The organism is Anaerolineales bacterium, from assembly GCA_022866145.1.
GTDB lineage: Bacteria > Chloroflexota > Anaerolineae > Anaerolineales > E44-bin32 > PFL42.
Genome location: JALHUE010000032.1, coordinates 1 through 1638 on the forward strand (window position 1 = coordinate 1; position 1638 = coordinate 1638).

Below are 1638 nucleotides of genomic sequence, written 5' to 3' on the forward strand. Positions count from 1 at the left end.
CCCTACGGCTCCGGCCTGGATGAGGCGCCGGAGTTGACCAAGGACCTGCGGCCGGCCTACGCCGGACGCTCGCTGGTGCCAGTAGGGAGCAAGTCCGTCCTCAAGGCGATCGAAACCTACAAGCCCATGCTGACTCTCCACGGCCATATCCATGAAGGCAAGGGGGCGCGCAAGTACGGGCGCACGCTCTGCCTGAATCCCGGCAGCATGTATGAGCAGGGGATTCTGCACGGGGCGTTGGTAGACCTAAAGGAGAAGTCCGTCGGCAACTACGTGCTGACGACGGGCTGACCAGCGCCGGGTGTCCCGGAGGCGGAGGGCCGATGCGCCGCCGGGGGAAGGAGGAGAGTATCGCTCACGAGCGGTCAGGAAGCGGGTCGACGAGAAGTCGTGCGCAGTTCACTGCAGCATGTGGCGCCCGAGCCTGTGGGCGGCACCGCGACGATAGAACCAGCAAAGGAGCTTCTCGATGAGCGAGGCAACTCTGTTCGTACGAAAAGCAAGCGGACTGGTGCGGTCTTGGTCGGTATTTGACGCGTTCATCTACGCCACCTTCTCCATCAACCTAATTACCCTGGGCTTGTTCATCTTCTCATACTGCTGGTACTTTGGCGGGGACCTCGGCACTGCGGTCGTGGTGGGCGGGGTCTTCACCATCTTTGAGGTCATCCTGTATGCCAGCCTGATCTCGGCCATGCCGCGTGCCGGCGGCGACTACGTCTGGCAGAGCCGGATCCTGGGCCGGGGCGTGGGTTTCCTGCTGACGGTCACCGGTTGGTGGTTCATCCTTTGGCTGTGGGTGCCGCTGTACGGCCAGATGCTGGCCTACGAGTTCCTTACCCCGATCACCGCCATCCTGGGCTTCCCGCAGCTGGCGCTTTGGTTCACCACCTACCCCTGGGGCCCGCTGACCAGCATGCTGCTGGTGTGCCTGATCGTGTTCATCTACATCGCCGTCGGCATGAAGTGGTACGCCCGAGTGCAGAAGTTCAGCTTCTACGTCGGCTCGGTCGGCCTGGCGGCCGTGTTCGCCCTGCTGCTGGTCGGCACCCGCGAATCGTTCATTGCCGGCTTGAACACCAACATCCCGGCTCTGTACGGCGTGCCGCAGGCGGACTACTACGCCGCCACGATGGCGGCCGGGCAGGCAGCCGGGGTCACCTTCGGCCAGTTCGGTTCCATCGCCTTCGGGGCGAGTTTCGCTCTGATCCCGATGATCGTATTCTTCAATCTGTGGCCGAACTGGGGCTCGACGCTGTATGGTGAGGTCCGCGGCGCCTCGGACTACAAGCGCAACTTCTGGGGCATGGCGGCCGCCATCGGTGTCACCGCCGGCCTGGCGCTGGTGTTCTTCGCCCTGATCAACAAGACTATGGGCTGGGATTTCTACATGAACGCCAACGGCGCCTTCTGGAGCCACATCTTCTACGGCGCCGAGGTCCCGATCCCGGTCTGGCCATACCCCGTCCAGTTTGCTACCTTCCTGACCACCAGCCGGACGCTGCAGTTCCTCATCGTTCTGGCGGTGAGCTTCTGGTGGTTCGGCTGGTCGGGGACGGTCTTCCTGTCGTCGACGCGGGTGATCTTCGCCGCCGCCCTGGACCGGATGCTGCCGGAATGGGTGTCGAAGATCGAGCC

2 protein-coding genes are annotated in these 1638 nt (G+C 63.6%); both read left to right on the forward strand.

Features of this window, described 5'->3' with window-relative positions; genetic code table 11:
- A partial coding sequence (locus MUO23_00985; GenBank protein MCJ7511525.1) for a hypothetical protein occupies positions 1 to 291 on the forward strand: 291 nt, incomplete at its 5' end.
- Positions 292 to 469: 178 nt separating this feature from the next.
- Positions 470 to 1638 (forward strand): amino acid permease (locus tag MUO23_00990; protein MCJ7511526.1); only part of this gene is annotated, 1169 nt, incomplete at its 3' end.